Genomic DNA, 14,859 nt, shown 5'->3' on the forward strand with positions numbered 1-14,859 from the left:
CCTCATTCATTGTCACAATCTTGAAGCATGGCCTGGTCGGACCAAAAGCCATGGACCAAGGCTAAGGCTAAACTTATTTTTTGGCCTCGGTCATCTGCCTCAGCTCCTTCTTCAGATCCTTGATTTCGTCGCGCAGACGGGCTGCAAGCTCGAACTGCAGCTGTTGCGCAGCCGTGTGCATCTGGTCGCTCAGCTGACGAATCAGGTCGGCAAGATCCTGCGCCGGCAGACCAGCCTGGAGAATCTCCTGGTGCCGCTTGTCGGCCTCCTCCTTGTCGTAGAGGGGAACGCCCAGGTGGGAATTGCCAGCCTTGTTGGCGTTGCGGTAGCCTCCTGCCAGCAGGGTCTGGGTATCCACGTCCTCCTTGGCCAGCATGTCGTTGACATCGCTGATCTTCTTGATCAATGGCTTGGGATCCACGCCATGTTCCTTGTTGTAGGCGATCTGCTTGGCCCGACGACGATTGGTCTCGCTGATGGCCTTGTCCATGGAGTCGGTGACCTCGTCGGCGTACATGATGACCTTGCCGGACACGTTCCTGGCCGCACGGCCGATGGTTTGGATCAGTGAGCGGTATGAGCGCAGGAAGCCCTCCTTGTCCGCATCCAGAATGGCCACCAAGGAGACCTCAGGCAGGTCCAGTCCCTCGCGTAGGAGGTTGATGCCCACGATGACGTCGATCTTGCCCTCGCGCAGCTCCCGCAGGAGCTCCACCCGCCTGAGGGTGTCCACGTCAGAGTGCAAGTATTCCACTTTGATGTCGCGCTCAAGTAGGTAATCGGTCAGATCCTCGGCCATCTTCTTGGTCAGCGTGGTTACCAGAACCCGCTCGTGGCGATCCACCCTTGTCTTGATTTCGTCCAGGAGATCATCCACCTGGCCCTTGACAGGCCTAACCTCCACCTCGGGATCCAGCAGGCCTGTGGGCCGTATGACCTGCTCTACCACCCCGTCGGACAGGCCCATCTCATAGTCGCCTGGCGTTGCCGACAGGTAGACCGTCTGGCCCACCTTGTCCAGAAACTCAGGCCACTTCAGCGGACGGTTGTCCATGGCCGAAGGCAAGCGGAAGCCGTGCTCCACCAGAGTCCGCTTGCGGCTGGCATCCCCCTCGTACATGGCTCCGATCTGGGGGACGGTCACATGGGACTCGTCGATGACCAGCAGGAAGTCGTCAGGGAAGAAGTCCAGCAAGGTGTGAGGCGGCGTACCAGGTTCGCGCCCGTCGAAGTGACGGGAGTAGTTCTCCACTCCGGAGCAAGTGCCAATCTGGGTGAGCATCTCCAGGTCGTAGGTGGTGCGCATGGTCAGCCTCTGGGCCTCCAGCTCCTTGCCCTGCTTGCGCAGTTGGCCCACACGCCAGTCCAACTCCTCCTTGATGGTCTTCAGGGCGCGCTCCATCCGTTCGGGACCGGCCACATAGTGGGAAGCGGGGAAGATGTGCACTGAGGTCTCATGGGCGATCTCGTCCCCGGTCAGCGGGTGCAGGGTGGAGATGCGGTCGATCTCATCGCCAAAGAATTCGATGCGGACGGCCAGCTCCTCATAGACGGGGATGATCTCAACCGTGTCGCCGCGTACTCGGAAGGTGCCTCGGGTGAAGGCGATGTCGTTGCGCTTGTACTGCATGTCCACGAACTTGCGCAGCAGGTCGTCCCGGTTGATCCGGTCCCCCTCGTGCAGAAAGAGCATGCGGCCGGCGTACTCCTCGGGCGTGCCCAAGCCGTAGATACAGGAGACGGTGGCCACGACCACGCAGTCGCGCCTAGTCAGCAAGTTGGCAGTGGCGGCGTGCCGGAGCCGCTCCACATCGTCGTTGATGTTGGAGTCCTTTTCGATGTAGGTGTCCGTCTGGGGAATGTAGGCCTCGGGCTGGTAGTAGTCGTAGTAGGAGACGAAGTAGGAGACCGCATTGTCGGGCATGAGCTCGCGGAACTCGGCGCATAGCTGGGCGGCTAGGGTCTTGTTGGGCTCCAGAATCAGAGTGGGCCGCTGCAGGCGCTCAATCAGCCAGGCCGTGGTCGCGGTCTTGCCGGTGCCGGTGGCGCCCATGAGCACCACATCGTTCTCGCCATTCTCAATCCGTGTAGCCAGCTCCTCGATAGCCTCTGGCTGGTCGCCGGAGGGCTTGTAGGGAGACTTGACCACGAAGGGCTTATCGGTTCGCTCTATGTTGAACCCCATGAAACTCCCTTCCAGGATGCGTCATTCGCCAAGGCCCGTCAGTTACTGTGCGAGGAACCCTGGGCCAAGGATTTCAGCTCTTTATATATCCTATCAACAGACTCGAACATTTGTTCGATAGGCTGGGACCCGTCCACCAGCAGGTCGGCCTGAGCGCGTCGCGCACTGCTGTTGGTCTGTGAGCCGATGCGCTCAACAGCCTGACTCTGAGTCATATGCCGCTGATTCACCATACGCGCAATCCTCACCTGACTGGGGGCTTCCACCAGCAGAATCTTGTCAAAGTGAAACGGTATGGCTGAGCGCACCTCGGTCAGCAGGGGCACCTCATGCACCACCACCTCGGAACCCTCCAGCCAGGGCCGCTCGGCTTTGGCGGCCAGGTCATAGACCAGCGGATGGATGAGGTCGTCCAAATCCTTGCGGTCCCGGTCGGCCGTCGCTCCTCCGAAGACCCGCGCAGCCAAGGCTGACCTGTCCACTCCCCCATGGCCATCCCCGCAGTCTGCTCCGAACCGCTCGAGGACCGGCCCTACCCCAGGTCCGCTCGGAGCGATGACCTCGTGGGAGAGCCTGTCGTAGTCGATGACCCTGGCCCCGTTCCGAGCCAGCCGAGCCGCCACCGTGCTCTTGCCGGCCGCAATCCCCCCGGTCAATCCCACACGTATCATCCAGACCTCCCAGGCAATGCTGATGGCAACACATACAAATGGAGGGACCCGACCGAGGCCGGACCCCTCCATTCACTACTTAATGCTCACTTCTTTTCCTTGAGCAGCTGCTCGCGCAGGGCGGCCAGCTGATCGTCGGAGGCCAAAGTGCCCTCGGAGCTGGACTCCGAGCTGTAGTTGGTGGTCTCCTCGGAGCTCTGACGGTGGGAGTGGGAACCGGCGGCGGGCGCCTGGGAGGACCGGCTGTCCTCGGCGGCCGAAGCCTCGGCGTTCTCCAACTCCTTGGCCACGAAAGCCTTGTGCTGCTCCCAGAGGTCGTGGGCGGCCGCATACTGGGACTCCCACTCCTCCCGCTGCTTCTCGTAGCCGGCGATCCACTCGTTGCTCTCGGGATCGAAGCCCTCGGGGTACTTGTAGTTGCCGTCCTCGTCATATTCGGCAGGCATGCCGTAGATGGCCGGGTCGAAGTCCTCGGAAGTCGGGTCGACAGAGTCGTCGGCCTGCTTGAGGGACAGTGAGATGCGGCGGCGATCCAGATCGACGTCAATAACCTTGACGAAGATCTCCTCACCCTGCTTGACCACGGTCTCTGGGTTCTCCACGTGGCGGTTGGCCAGCTCGGAGATGTGGACCAGGCCCTCGATGCCGTCCTCGACGGAAACGAAGACGCCGAACTGCACAATCTTGGTGACTTTGCCCTTGACGATCTGTCCGGGCACATGGGTCCGGGCGAAGCGCTGCCAGGGGTCTTCCTGGGTGGCCTTGAGGGACAGCGAGATACGCTCACGGTCCATATCGACATCCAGCACCTCGACGGTGACCTTGTCGCCCACCTTGACGACCTCGCTGGGGTGATCGATGTGCTTCCAGGAGAGCTCGGAAACGTGGATCAGGCCGTCCACGCCGCCCAAGTCGACAAAGGCGCCGAAGTTGACGATGGAGCTGACCGTGCCCTCGCGGATCTGGCCCTTCTTGAGCTGGGCCATGAAGGTCTCGCGCACCTCGGACTGAGTCTCCTCCAGGTACTGGCGGCGGGAGAGGACCACATTGTTGCGGTTCTTGTCCAGCTCCAGGATCTTGGCCTTGATCTTCTGGCCGATGTAGGGAGACAGGTCGCGCACGCGGCGCATCTCGACCAGGGATGCGGGCAGGAAGCCACGCAGGCCGATGTCGACGATGAGTCCGCCCTTGACGGCCTCGATGACGGTGCCCTCGACGACGCCGTCAGCATCCTTGATCTTCTCGATGTCGCCCCAGGCACGCTCGTACTGGGCGCGCTTCTTGGACAGGATCAGACGGCCTTCCTTGTCCTCCTTGGTGACGACCAGAGCCTCAATGGTGTCACCGACCTGGACCACATCGTCGGGATCGACATCCTTCTTAATGGAAAGCTCGCGGGAGGGAATCACGCCCTCGGTCTTGTAGCCGATGTCCAGCAGAACCTCGTCATGGTCGATCTTAACGACCGTCCCCTCGACCAGATCCCCATCGTCGAAGTTCTTGATGGTGGAATCGACTGCCTTGATGAAGTCTTCCTCGGATCCGATGTCATTGACCGCGACCTGAGGGACTTCCTTGTTATTCTCTGCCATTAATTAAATTGTTTCTTGTATAGTTGGTGGATATTTTTACCGTTATTGAGTTATGCGTTCCCGCCGGCAGGCGTGAACATTCCCCATGATAGGAGACACCACGGTCATTGTCGCCGGGGAGCCTCGGGCGTGTCGCGCACAGGGATTCCTGCGGCTCGCTCAGCGGAATCGACAACATTGGCCAAGAGCATAGCCCGGGTCATGGGCCCCACACCGCCGGGATTTGGCGTATAGGCAGCTGCAGACAGCCTTGCGGCCGGATCGATGTCGCCCTTGATCCGCCAGCGCTTCTCCTGCTGATCCCAAATCCGGGAGACGCCTACATCCACCAGGACGGTACCTTGGCGAACCTGGTCTGGGCCAACCAGCCCGGCTTGACCCACGGCTGCAATGATCACATCAGCCCTGCGCAGATGGGCATCAATATCCTTGGTGCGGGTATGGCAGAGGGTCACGGTGGCATCCACCCCGCGGTTGGTCAGGAGCAGTCCGATGGTGCGACCCACAGTCAATCCTCGGCCCAGCACGCAGACCTCCTTGCCGGCTAGGTCAATCCCGTAATGGTCCAGCAGGTACAGGACCCCCCGCGGGGTGCAGGGCAGAGGGGTCCGCACCCGGCCGTCGGCATGCAGAACCAGCTGGCCCAGATTGTAAGGATGCATGCCGTCGGCGTCCTTGGCCGGATCGATGCGCTCGATGATCTCAGTGGGATCCACGCCATCCGGCAGGGGCAGCTGGACGATGTAGCCGGTGCAGTCAGGATCCCGGTTGAGCTGATCCACCGCAGCCAGAATCCGCTCCTTGCCGGCATCGGCGGGCAGATCCACTCGGATGGACCTGATGCCCACCTGGCTGCAGTCCCGGTGCTTGCCCTCCACATACTTGAGCGAACCGGGATCCTCCCCTACCAGGATGGTCCCCAGGCCAGGAGTGCGTCCCATGGCCGTCAGCCTAGCCACGCGAGCACGCAGGTCCTCCTTGAGTTCTGCAGCCGCCGCCTTTCCATCTAGTTTCACTGCCGTCAATAGGTCTCCATCATTCAAGCGGGCGCAAACCCTTGTCAAAGTTGTCTGAGCCAGCCTAGCGCAGATTCCTCCCCGACTGGAACCACTGTCCAAGGGCCGGTCCGGGAGGACTTGGCTGACAAAGTTGCGCGCTGTCCACTTACTCGCCATAATGAGAATCATGCTCAATAAGAGCAGGATCACCAATTTGGATGCCTGTGAGAAGGACGCCATGGATACGGACACGGATAGAACATCCACGCAGGCCTGCATTGTCTTCGACCATGCCGCCATCCGCCGATCCGGGCGGCTGATCTGGTCGGAGGGAACCTTCGCCATTCCATCGGGGACCATAACCGCCATCGTGGGCACCAACGGCACTGGCAAAACCAGCATGATGCAGGCCGAGCTGGGCTTGCTCCCCCTGGATGCCGGCAGCCTGCAGGTCCTGGGGCAGCCGGCCGGCCAAGCCAACGACCACATCGGCTACGTACCCCAGAGCTATACCTCGGATATCGACTCCAACCTGACGGCTGAGCAGTCCGTACTGCTGGGGCTGACCGGCACTCGCTTCGGCATCCACCCCGTCACCCGGCAGGACCGCGAGCGCGCCAGAAAGGCCATGCGCTTCGTCGGTGTGGAGGACAGGGCCCACCTGCGCCTGTCACAGCTCTCCGGCGGCCTGCGCCAACGGGTGGCAATCGCCCAGGCCCTGGTCTGCGATCCTGATCTGCTCATGCTGGACGAGCCCCTGGCCAATCTGGATCTGGCCGGGCAGCGCGCCACCGTCCACCTGCTGGCACAGCTCAACAGCCGTCTGGGCATGACCATCCAAGTGGTGGCCCATGACCTGAACATGCTGCTGCCGGTACTGACCGGGGCAGTCTACCTGCTGGACGGGCACCCCCACTACGCCCGCATGGACGACGTGCTGGACTCGGACCTGCTCACCCACCTCTATGGCACCAAGGTGGAGGTGGTCACCACACCCCAGGGGGACATGTTCGTAGCCCCCGACATGGACGAGCCGATCGGACCCGTCCACAATCGCTACCAACCCAGCCAGGTGGCCCGCCTGCATGGGACGGACCGGGAAAGGACCTCATGACCACACAAGTCTTCGATCCCCATTGGATGGAGATCCTCGCCGCTCCCTTCATGCGCAACGCCATGGTGGCTGGTCTGTGCATCGCTGTGGCCGCTGGAGCCATGGGCTACTTCACCATCGCCAGACACTCCACCTTCGCCGCCCATGCCCTGGCCCACATCGGGTTGCCAGGCGCCACGGGGGCCGTCCTGCTTGGGCTGCCGGTCTCTGCCGGCATGGGCCTGTTCGCCCTGGGCGGGGCGCTGGTCATCGGCGCCCTGGGCAAGCGGGCCTCCCAGAGGGAAATCGCCACGGGCACGGTCCTGGCCTTCGCCACTGGTCTGGGGCTCTTCTTCGCCAGGATGTCCAGTTCGGCCTCCCAGCAGATGCAGGCCATCCTCTTCGGATCCATCCTGACCATCACCCGAGGGCAGGTCATCGGCTTCATAATCTTCGACGCAGCCCTGCTAATCCTGCTGGCTCTGATCTACCGGCCCCTGCTTTTCAGCTCCCTGGACGAGCAGGTGGCCCAGGCTCGCGGCGTGCCTATCGGGCTGATGAACCTAACCTTCATGGCCATCATGGCCGGGGTTATCACCATCGCCGTGCCAGCAGTGGGGACCCTGCTCATCTTCGCTCTGGTCGTCACCCCAGCGGCCACGGCCAACATCCTGGTGGCCTCTCCCTTGAGGGCCATGCTTCTGTCGGGACTGATCTGCCTGGCTTCCATCTGGGGAGGCCTGGTGATTTCGGCCATGGTGCCAGCCCCGCCAAGCTTCATCATCGTGACCCTATCCACCCTCTTTTGGGCTCTGGCCAGGGGATGGGCAGCCCTGCGTGCCTGAGCCAGTCAGCCCACCAGCGCGGTGGCCATGACGGCGATGCCCTCGTTGTGACCAGTAAAACCCATGCCATCAGTGGTGGTGGCGGTCAGCCGAACCGGTGCGCCAACTGCCTGGCTCATGGCCTGCTGCGCCAGGTGGCGACGAGAAGAAAGTCTGGGGCGCTGGCCGACGATAACCAGGGAAGCATTGAGCAGCCTGCGACCGTGCTCATGCAGGCAGGTCATGGTTTTCTCCAACATGGCTGCCCCATGCATGCCTGCTCCAGGAGCCTGTGCTCCTAGGCCGAACAAGGTGCCTATATCGCCCAAGTCAGCAGCTGACAGGATGGCATCAATCAGGGCATGGGCAGCTGCATCACCGTCAGAATCGCCCAGCAGGCCAGGGGTTCCATCATTCCAGGACAGGCAGGCCAGCCAGAGGGGACGTTCACCAGTCGGATCGAAGCGATGGGCATCAAAACCCAGTCCGATGCTTGGATGATCCATGGCCGGCTCCGGCCTCAGCGCTTGCCCTTGGTCTTGCCCTTGCTCTTGGTCTTGGCAGCCTCCTGGGCCACCCGTGCCAGAGTCTTGGAAGCTGGCTCCTTGGGTGACTTGGTATGGTGCTTGTCGTCACCGGGCATGGGCTCCGCATAGCCCAGATTGACATCCAGCAGACGCTGGGCCTCGTCCTCGTCCAGATTCTCGGACAGGGCGATCTCGGAGGTCAGGATCTTGCGGGCCTTGATCAGCATCCGCTTCTCGCCCGCCGACAGCCCGTGCTCGTCCACGTCGCGTTGGGAAAGGTCCCGCACTACCTCGGCGATCTTGTTGACCTCGCCGGTGGCGATCTTCTCTACGTTCAGCTTGTAGCGGCGGGACCAGTTCATCTCCTTCTCCTCGACCACCGGAGTGCGCAGGATCTCGAAGACCTTGGCCACCGCCTTGGCGTCGACGATGTCCCTGACGCCCACCTTGGCCGCGTTCTCGACGGGGACGTTGATGACCAGCCCATCCGAGGAGAGCACGGACAGCTGCAGGTACTTGCGGGTGACACCCTTGACGGTCCGTTCGGTGATGGCATCCACTCTGGCGGCCCCATGACGCGGATAGACGACCATGTCGCCGACCTTGTAACCCATATGCCCTCCAGAACGAGTCGAGAAAATACCATATAATAATGCCATTGCGCATGGACTTGCCGACGGGGACTCGACGACGACGCGATTCTCTGCGAGCACACTTCCCCTGGAGACTCTGAAGACTATTCTGGAAGAAACGACGGTGGTGGAACGAATGCCGACAAGGCTCCACCCCGCATGACGAGCATCGTTTTGCGGATCAGTGATCGAAGACAGAGGTAGGCATGATCAAAAACACAAGCCGCTACACTACACCCAGCACCATCCTGGTGGTTGAGGACGAACCCACCCTGGCCACCGCCATCGCCCAGCGCATCACCGCCGAAGGGTGGACGGCACGGGTGGCCTCGGACGGTGCCAGCGCCGTGCAGGCCGCATCCCAGATCAAACCCGACCTGGTCATCATGGATATCATGCTGCCCGTCATGGACGGACTGGAGGCCACCAAGAGGATCGTGGCCGAGCGGCCGGTGCCGGTGCTGATTCTGACCGCCCGGGACGATGAGGCCGACAAGGTGACCGGTCTGGGCGCCGGTGCCGACGACTACATGACCAAGCCCTTCTCCATGCGCGAGCTGATCGCCCGCTGCAAGGCCCTCCTGCGCCGGGTGGAGCGGGCCAAGGTCATCGCCAAGAACTCCGAGAACGAGAAGGTGCTGGATTTTGGATCCCTGGTCATCGACCCGGCCCAGCGCATCGTGACCCTACGCGGGGAGCAGATCCATCTGACCCCCACCGAATTCGACCTGCTGGCCACGCTGGCCCGCCGACCCAAGTCCGTACTCACCCGCGAGAAGCTGCTGGAAGAGGTCTGGGACTGGGTGGATGCCTCGGGCACCAGGACGGTGGATTCCCATGTCAAGGCCCTGCGTCACAAGCTGGGCTCGCAGATGATCCGCACCGTGCATGGAGTGGGCTACGCCTTCGAGCCGCCCGAGGATCAGGACCAGGACCAGCGGTAACGGCCGCGGATGCACACCATGAGCAAGGACGGCAGGAGCCGGCGCAAGGGACCCAGTCTGAGTGCGCGGGTGGACCGCGAACGGCCCATCGGATCCTTCGCCTCATTGAAGGTGGAGCTGAGCGTTCTGATCATCATCTCCACAGCCATCGCCTTCGTCATGGCCTGGTTCCTGCTGAAGATGGGCTGGAGCGGCTGGATTGCCATGCCGCTGACCCTGGTGGTGGCCTTGGGAATCACCTATTTCTTCTCCCGAGGACTCACCGCCCCCCTGCGGCAGATGCGGGATGCGGCCGAGGCCATGGCCGACGGGGACTACACGGTCCGGGTCCACGCCACCACGACCAGCCATGACGAGGTGGGGCTCCTGGCCCAGTCCTTCAACGAGATGGCCGAGGAGCTCCAGCACGCCGACCAGATGCGCCGGGACATGGTGGCCAATGTCAGCCACGAGCTGCGTACCCCGGTCTCGGCCCTGCAGGCCATGGTGGAGAACATGGCGGACGGGGTGACCGAGCCCACACCAGCCAACCTGGAGGGAATTCTGGAGCAGACCCATCGTCTGTCCGACCTGATCGCCTTCCTGTTGGACCTGTCGAGGATGGAGGCCGGGGCCGCCAGCCTGCAGATCGAGGACTTCGACTTCGGGGACTTCATCGACGAGACCCTTCAGCCCCTAGCCATAGCCGATGCCGGGCACGCCCACGACATCCAGGTGGACCTGGAGAAGGGCCTGAGAATGGAGGGCGACCAGGACCGGCTGCGCCAGCTCTTCACCAACGTCATCAGCAACGCTCTGAAGCACTCGGCCGACGGCACCACGGTGCTGATCCAAGCCCACGAGGACCGGCAGCAGGAGACCATAGTCACCAACGTGGTCAACTTCGGCTCGCAGATACCTCCCGAGGCCCGTACCGATATCTTCCGGCGTTTCGTCAAAGGCAAGGCCGGGCCGGGCACGGAGTCGGGCGGCACCGGGCTGGGACTGTCCATCGCGCGCTGGGCGGCCCAGCTGCATGGAGGTCAGGTGCAGGTGGTGGACGATCCGCGCGGAGCGGACTTCGAAATCACCCTGCCCAGATATCACCGCGACCTCGACGAGGACGAGGAGGGCGTGGGCCGTTCCGACTGATCCGACGCGCCGCATTGACTGGGAGGCGGACTTCGACTCATAATGAAATCGAACATTTGTTCGAATGTCATCGAGTTCGAGGTGTGCCATGGTCGCTACCATCCATGGGTCGCCAGAGGCGGCCCCTGCTTCTCTGCCGGAGTGCCGGGTCGATGCCCTGAGCCTCTTCCGAGGGCGCCCCAGTCCCGTTCCCCAGGCCTTGGAGGCCGTCCACGCCGGCTTTCCCTCAGTCGCTCAGGACTACTTCAGCGGCGACTTCAGCTTCGATCAGAACGTCATCGTCCACCCCGACGCCACCTTCATCATCCATGTGGCAGGCGATTCCATGACCGGCGCCGGCATCTTCGATGGGGATCTGCTGGTGGTCGACCGTTCCCTGGAGCCACGTGAGGGGGACATCGTCATCGCCATCCTGGACGACGAGCTGCTGGTCAAGCGGCTGGCCAGGTACAAGGGACGGACCATGTTGCGGGCCGAGAACCCCGCCTACCCCGACTTCATGCCCCAGGAGGGCGAGGAACTGGTCATCTGGGGGGTGGTCATCGGCAACTACCACTGGCAGCGGGTAGATACCAAGGGCGAATCCCGGAGCGGCTCTCCCCTGCCTCAGGTCACCTATCCCGGACACACCCTGCATGAACGCAGGCGTACGGGAAGCCAGGGCCGAAAACCCACCTATCCTTCCACGGGCTGGGGGTCGGCATGAGAGCGCCAAAACCAGCCGATCCTGCACCCGGGACCGCTCTGACAGGCCGAGTAGTCCTGGCTGATGCCAATTCTTTCTTTGCCTCCTGCGAGGCCGTCTTCGACCCGTCCCTGGCTGACCGCCCGGTGGTCGTGCTGTCCAACAATGACGGCTGCGTAGTGGCCCGCAACCGCCCGGCCAAGGCCCTGGGCATCACCAACGGCACACCCTGGTTCACCATTCGTGAACGGGCCCTGCAGGACGGGGTGGTAGCCCGCAGTTCCAACTATGAGCTCTACGCCAGCCTCTCCCGGCGCATGATGGCCATCATGGCCCATTTCCTGCCCAACCAGGAGGTCTATTCCATCGACGAGTGCTTCATGGACAGCATCTGGAACGACAAGCGCACTGTCGAGATCTGCCGGGAGCTGCGTGCCGCAGTCCTGCGGTCCACCGGCATTCCCGTCAGCGTGGGGGTGGCGCCTACCAAGACCCTGGCCAAGGTGGCCAACCACTGGGCCAAGGACCATCCCTCGACCGAGGGAATCACCCTCTGGAGCCAGGTGGAAGCCCAGTATGGCGACCAGGCTCTGGCATCAGTGCCCGTCGACCAGGTTTGGGGGGTGGGCCGACGGCTGACAGGCAGGCTCATGGGCATGGGCATCACCACCGCTCTGGATCTGCGCGATGCCGATCCCTCGCTGATCCGTCACCGGTTCTCCGTCATGCTGCAACGCACTGTCCTGGAATTGAGGGGACGGCCCTGCATCGAACCCGAGGCGGATGCCGCCAGGGGTGTGCGCACCGATCAGATTCTGTGCTCGCGCATGTTCTCCCACCCTATCGAGGGCTACACCACTCTGGCCCAGGCGTTGAGCATCTATGCCCAGAAGGCCTGCCGCCGTCTACGTCGACAGCACGGCCTGTGCGGCAAGGTGCGGGTCTTCTGCTCCACCAGTCCCTATGCGCCCCAGCAGTTCTGCGCAGTCGGCCGGACTGTCGTCCTGGAGGATCCCAGCGACGACCCCCTGGTCATCGCCGGCGCAGCCAGCCGGGCGCTCAAGGGTCGAGTGGATCCGCACGCCCGCTGGATCCGAGCCGGGGTGGTTCTGTTGGACCTGACTGATGCCGACCACTTCCACACCCTGGAAGGCCTGGACGCAGCCCGGGACACCCATGGTCTGGGGGATGTCCTAGAGGATGCCACCCGTCGTTTCGGCCCCTTCCGGGTAGGCGTAGGCTACGGAGGCATCCGCGGCAAGGGCCGAGGCGACGAAGATACAGGGGCCGACTGGGCCATGAACCGGGGCATGCTCTCCCCCCGGTCCACCACCCGCTGGGATGAGATGGCCGTGGTCCAGGCCCGCTAGAGATCCTCATGGCCTGGAGAAACGGCCGCTAGAGCTAAGGCAGCCAACGGCAGGGCACCTGCGGTTCCCAGGGCACAAGCGCACTGGCGGATGGTGGATCCTGTGGTGATGATGTCGTCCACCACCAGGACGGGATGGCCAGCCAGGCGTGGGGGATCCGCAATTGCGATCCGGCCCGCCAGCCGACGTGAACGGTTCCGACGGCCGCCCGCCTGGACGGACTTGGTTCTGACGGAGTTCATGATCAGCGCCGGTTCCACACGGGCAGTCAGGCCCTGCTGCTGCAGGGCCTGGACCAGAGACAGAAGGATCGGTTGAAGATGAACCCTCCCCCGCCTGCGCAGGGATGCGGACGAGGATGGAGCGGGAACCACCAGGATCGCCTTCGCAGGCTTGGACCGGAGCAGAGGATCGATCAGTCTGGCCAGGACTGGAGCAAGATCGGCCATGACCTGGCCCAAGGGTGCGTCCAAGGGCCGGTTGTCGTGGTCCTTCCAAGCTAGAATGATCCGCCTGACAGGTCCTCGATATGGAGCACAGGCCAGAGCCAGGCCCATGGCATAGGCGGGCGCAGGCACCGACAGGGGCCGGAAGAGCAGGGATCTGCAAGTGGGGCATAGCAGAAGATCGGGGCGATCACAGCCGGCGCAGGATCGAGGAGCCAGCAAGTCCAGCGCCGAGCTAGCCAAGGCTGAGGCGACAGTACAAGCGGCCTGTCGGAACCGGCCGGATGCCAATGAAAGGTTGCACATAACGCCTAGTCAACCCTCAAACATTGAGGATAGGAAAGCAGGACAGAGCCATGTGCATGAACAGACCATCCGTTCACAGGATTGTCTGCAGACAGGTTCAGCAGGTTCAGACCAGATCTGCCTCAAGAGCCCGGATCAGGTCCAGGGCATCGGCCGGATTATGCACACGCAGAGCCATGGCCCCAGCCATAGCAGCTGGATAATCGTTGCCGTCCGGATCCATCCGGTCGCCCACGAAGGCGATCTGACCGACATCCACGCCCAGTATCTTGGCCAGGGAGGTCATGGCATAGGCCTTGTCGATGCCCTTGGCTGAGATGTCCACGCTGGTGGAGCCGCCGGATCGCACCTGCAGGTGGGGCAGGTCTGCGGCCACGGCCCGGGCTAGGGCATCCTTGCGGCTGTTGTCCGGATCCCAGGCCTCCTTGGCTTGGACGGGGGCCTGCTGACCCAGGGCGGAGAAGGTTATCTGGCTGCCGCGATCCTCGATGCGCGGCCCCCAGACCTGCTCCTCCCAGTCTCCCAGCTGCTTGGCCCTGCGCTCCAGGCTGGCCTCGGCTGCCTGCCGGTCCTGGGTGCTCAGATCGTGGGCATAAACGCAATCCCAGTTCCCATCCTGCCAGCGGTAGTAGCGGGTGCCGCTGGTGGGCATCAGATGCAGCTGATTGAAACAGGTATCCTCAGGCAGGGCATCCAACACCTGGTCGCGGAACTGGCTGAACCGCCCGCCAGAGACGATGGCCACAGGCCAGAACCGGGTGAGGGCAGCGAAATGGACAGCCATGGTCTGGTCCATGCGGGTCTTGGACAGCGCCAGGGTGTTGTCCAGATCGAAGGCCAGCACCCGTGCCCGTGCGCAGATGGACCTTATGTCTTGGCTGCCCCACCAGGCCACGTTCACCGCACCATCCTCCGCCATGATTGCTCCCATCCGCTTGTCGATCATCGCTCCATGCTACAAGACACCCTGAATCGAAAAATGCCTCCGGGTTGGGGGCTATGGTGAGTGTCATGATCAACGATCAGCCGCCTTGGTCCCGTAGCGTCTACCGGGACAGTCATGGCCGGGGGATTCGTCGGCCCACCTTCGGCACCCGCCTGCCCCGCTATCGCACCAGATGCGGGATCTTCGACGATCTGACCGCAGCTCAGATTCGGCGGTTGGGCTCCGGCTGGCCACAACTGGTCAAGCCCGTCCAATTCGCGGTCGAGGATGTACCGCCATCCGACCCCACCCCATGGGAGGACCAGTCAGACCTCTTCTCACGCAGTTTTCCGGCAGGCCGCGGCATCCCCGCCAGGATCGTTCTCTACCGAATGCCCATCCAGAGCAAGACCCGAGACCGCACGGAGCTGGAGCTGATCATCCGCGACGAGCTTGTCCTCCAGCTGGCTGACCTGTACGGGCGTGACCCCGAAGAGATCGACCCCATGTGGGGACGCTGAGGGCCGAAT

Annotated in this window: 15 protein-coding genes; 7 read left to right on the forward strand and 8 right to left on the reverse strand. The window is 63.0% G+C overall.

What is annotated here, in order from left to right; genetic code table 11:
• Positions 1-73: 73 nt before the first annotated feature.
• From uvrB to ACVWNW_RS00675, 4 genes are all read right to left on the reverse strand, one after another.
• On the reverse strand, positions 74-2,185 hold the full coding sequence (uvrB, locus tag ACVWNW_RS00660) for an excinuclease ABC subunit UvrB (RefSeq protein ID WP_046323013.1): 2,112 nt from the start codon (positions 2,183-2,185) through the stop codon (positions 74-76).
• Between the two features lie 38 nt (positions 2,186-2,223).
• Complete coding sequence (gene coaE / locus ACVWNW_RS00665) at positions 2,224-2,856, reverse strand: dephospho-CoA kinase (RefSeq protein WP_454482443.1); 633 nt, start codon at positions 2,854-2,856, stop codon at positions 2,224-2,226.
• Positions 2,857-2,942: 86 nt separating this feature from the next.
• Positions 2,943-4,448, reverse strand: a complete 1,506-nt coding sequence (rpsA, locus tag ACVWNW_RS00670) for a 30S ribosomal protein S1 (RefSeq protein WP_046323014.1) — start codon at positions 4,446-4,448, stop codon at positions 2,943-2,945.
• Between the two features lie 104 nt (positions 4,449-4,552).
• Positions 4,553-5,491, reverse strand: a complete 939-nt coding sequence (locus ACVWNW_RS00675) for a bifunctional methylenetetrahydrofolate dehydrogenase/methenyltetrahydrofolate cyclohydrolase (RefSeq protein ID WP_461196291.1) — start codon at positions 5,489-5,491, stop codon at positions 4,553-4,555.
• A 193-nt stretch (positions 5,492-5,684) separates the two neighbouring features.
• Between ACVWNW_RS00675 and ACVWNW_RS00680 the strand changes: the two genes are divergently transcribed.
• Both ACVWNW_RS00680 and ACVWNW_RS00685 read left to right on the forward strand, forming a co-directional pair.
• Complete coding sequence (locus tag ACVWNW_RS00680; protein ID WP_046323783.1) at positions 5,685-6,560, forward strand: ABC transporter ATP-binding protein; 876 nt, start codon at positions 5,685-5,687, stop codon at positions 6,558-6,560.
• A complete protein-coding gene (locus ACVWNW_RS00685; RefSeq protein ID WP_046323016.1) occupies positions 6,557-7,384 on the forward strand; it encodes a metal ABC transporter permease in 828 nt (275 codons plus the stop codon). Before ACVWNW_RS00680 ends, ACVWNW_RS00685 begins: the two co-directional genes overlap by 4 nt.
• A 5-nt stretch (positions 7,385-7,389) precedes the next feature.
• Here ACVWNW_RS00685 and ACVWNW_RS00690 read toward each other — a convergent pair whose 3' ends face one another.
• Together ACVWNW_RS00690 and ACVWNW_RS00695 are read right to left on the reverse strand one after the other, a co-directional pair.
• On the reverse strand, positions 7,390-7,869 hold the full coding sequence (locus ACVWNW_RS00690; protein ID WP_313841191.1) for a 2-C-methyl-D-erythritol 2,4-cyclodiphosphate synthase: 480 nt from the start codon (positions 7,867-7,869) through the stop codon (positions 7,390-7,392).
• A 14-nt stretch (positions 7,870-7,883) separates the two neighbouring features.
• Entirely contained in the window at positions 7,884-8,504 is a 621-nt protein-coding gene (locus ACVWNW_RS00695) for a CarD family transcriptional regulator (protein ID WP_261252543.1), read from the reverse strand.
• Between the two features lie 224 nt (positions 8,505-8,728).
• Here ACVWNW_RS00695 and ACVWNW_RS00700 point away from each other — a divergent pair, with 224 nt between their 5' ends.
• The 4 genes from ACVWNW_RS00700 to ACVWNW_RS00715 all read left to right on the forward strand — a co-directional run bounded on the left by ACVWNW_RS00700 (position 8,729) and on the right by ACVWNW_RS00715 (position 12,652).
• Positions 8,729-9,466: a response regulator transcription factor gene (locus ACVWNW_RS00700; protein ID WP_046323019.1), complete on the forward strand. Its 738-nt coding sequence runs from the start codon at positions 8,729-8,731 to the stop codon at positions 9,464-9,466.
• Between the two features lie 18 nt (positions 9,467-9,484).
• Positions 9,485-10,597 carry a sensor histidine kinase gene (locus ACVWNW_RS00705; protein ID WP_110425639.1) on the forward strand — a complete coding sequence of 371 codons (1,113 nt, stop codon included), beginning with the start codon at positions 9,485-9,487 and terminating at the stop codon, positions 10,595-10,597.
• An 88-nt stretch (positions 10,598-10,685) separates the two neighbouring features.
• Entirely contained in the window at positions 10,686-11,303 is a 618-nt protein-coding gene (locus ACVWNW_RS00710) for a LexA family protein (protein ID WP_121913133.1), read from the forward strand.
• Positions 11,300-12,652 (forward strand): Y-family DNA polymerase, encoded by a 1,353-nt coding sequence (locus ACVWNW_RS00715; RefSeq protein WP_144177208.1) that lies wholly within the window; start codon positions 11,300-11,302, stop codon positions 12,650-12,652. The genes ACVWNW_RS00710 and ACVWNW_RS00715 overlap by 4 nt, the downstream gene beginning before the upstream one ends.
• Here ACVWNW_RS00715 and ACVWNW_RS00720 read toward each other — a convergent pair.
• Both ACVWNW_RS00720 and ACVWNW_RS00725 read right to left on the reverse strand, forming a co-directional pair.
• Positions 12,649-13,404 (reverse strand): ComF family protein, encoded by a 756-nt coding sequence (locus ACVWNW_RS00720; RefSeq protein ID WP_454482450.1) that lies wholly within the window; start codon positions 13,402-13,404, stop codon positions 12,649-12,651. The genes ACVWNW_RS00715 and ACVWNW_RS00720 overlap by 4 nt on opposite strands.
• 106 nt (positions 13,405-13,510) lie before the next feature.
• Complete coding sequence (locus ACVWNW_RS00725) at positions 13,511-14,323, reverse strand: HAD-IIB family hydrolase (protein WP_461196292.1); 813 nt, start codon at positions 14,321-14,323, stop codon at positions 13,511-13,513.
• 92 nt (positions 14,324-14,415) lie between these two features.
• Between ACVWNW_RS00725 and ACVWNW_RS00730 the strand changes: the two genes are divergently transcribed.
• Positions 14,416-14,850, forward strand: coding sequence for a metallopeptidase family protein (locus ACVWNW_RS00730; protein WP_198190881.1), 435 nt, complete (start codon positions 14,416-14,418; stop codon positions 14,848-14,850).
• The last annotated feature ends 9 nt before the right edge of the window (positions 14,851-14,859 follow it).

The organism is Bifidobacterium sp. JNUCC 75 (genome assembly GCF_054819865.1).

Coding starts and splice junctions, on each gene's coding strand:
- uvrB (WP_046323013.1), bottom strand. CDS start 2,185: ATGGGGTTCAACATAGAGCGAACCGATAAGCCCTTCGTGGTCAAGTCT.
- coaE (WP_454482443.1), bottom strand. CDS start 2,856: ATGATACGTGTGGGATTGACCGGGGGGATTGCGGCCGGCAAGAGCACG.
- rpsA (WP_046323014.1), bottom strand. CDS start 4,448: ATGGCAGAGAATAACAAGGAAGTCCCTCAGGTCGCGGTCAATGACATC.
- ACVWNW_RS00680 (WP_046323783.1), top strand. CDS start 5,685: ATGGATACGGACACGGATAGAACATCCACGCAGGCCTGCATTGTCTTC.
- ACVWNW_RS00685 (WP_046323016.1), top strand. CDS start 6,557: ATGACCACACAAGTCTTCGATCCCCATTGGATGGAGATCCTCGCCGCT.
- ACVWNW_RS00690 (WP_313841191.1), bottom strand. CDS start 7,869: ATGGATCATCCAAGCATCGGACTGGGTTTTGATGCCCATCGCTTCGAT.
- ACVWNW_RS00695 (WP_261252543.1), bottom strand. CDS start 8,504: ATGGGTTACAAGGTCGGCGACATGGTCGTCTATCCGCGTCATGGGGCC.
- ACVWNW_RS00700 (WP_046323019.1), top strand. CDS start 8,729: ATGATCAAAAACACAAGCCGCTACACTACACCCAGCACCATCCTGGTG.
- ACVWNW_RS00705 (WP_110425639.1), top strand. CDS start 9,485: ATGAGCAAGGACGGCAGGAGCCGGCGCAAGGGACCCAGTCTGAGTGCG.
- ACVWNW_RS00710 (WP_121913133.1), top strand. CDS start 10,686: ATGGTCGCTACCATCCATGGGTCGCCAGAGGCGGCCCCTGCTTCTCTG.
- ACVWNW_RS00715 (WP_144177208.1), top strand. CDS start 11,300: ATGAGAGCGCCAAAACCAGCCGATCCTGCACCCGGGACCGCTCTGACA.
- ACVWNW_RS00720 (WP_454482450.1), bottom strand. CDS start 13,404: ATGTGCAACCTTTCATTGGCATCCGGCCGGTTCCGACAGGCCGCTTGT.
- ACVWNW_RS00725 (WP_461196292.1), bottom strand. CDS start 14,323: ATGGCGGAGGATGGTGCGGTGAACGTGGCCTGGTGGGGCAGCCAAGAC.
- ACVWNW_RS00730 (WP_198190881.1), top strand. CDS start 14,416: ATGATCAACGATCAGCCGCCTTGGTCCCGTAGCGTCTACCGGGACAGT.